The organism is Paenibacillus sp. 01T422, assembly GCF_056398785.1.
The window spans coordinates 1-547 of the sequence record NZ_JBFTQB010001573.1; the positions used below are offsets into that span (position 1 = coordinate 1).

1 protein-coding gene is annotated in these 547 nt (G+C 48.3%); it reads left to right on the forward strand.

The window, feature by feature from the left end; all coding sequences use genetic code 11:
* Positions 1-19: 19 nt before the first annotated feature.
* A partial coding sequence (locus AC1DUA_RS40235; RefSeq protein WP_477504965.1) for a polysaccharide deacetylase family protein occupies positions 20-547 on the forward strand: 528 nt, incomplete at its 3' end.

Genomic DNA, 547 nt, shown 5'->3' on the forward strand with positions numbered 1-547 from the left:
CACTTATGGGGGGAAAGCAATGCGTATTCGCAATGACCGATTTCCTGGCGGGGTTCACAAAGCCCTGACCCTTCGTTATGATGACGGAAGAGTGCATGACCGTAGACTCGTGGGGACGTTAAATGAATACGGGATCAAAGGAACATTTCACTTGAACAGTGGTTTTTTGGGCAAAGTAGACTACATTACAGCGGAAGAAATTGCTTCTCTTTTTACAGGGCATGAGGTATCAGCGCATACGGTTGATCATCCCTTTCTGGAGCAATCTCCGACTGACCAGATCATCATGGAAATTATGGATGACCGCAGAGCGCTAGAGTCGCTAGTTGGCTATCCCGTTAGGGGAATGAGCTATCCTTTTGGAACACACAGTGATCGTGTAGTTTCGGTTCTTCCTTCTCTCGGTATTGAATATGCGCGAACCGTAGCCAGTCATGGGAAATTTCTACTTCCGGACGATTTTCTTAGGTGGCACCCTACCTGTCATCATAAGCAGATGCTGGAGTACGGGGAGCAATTTGCCAAACTCGAGCAGAGGCACACACGC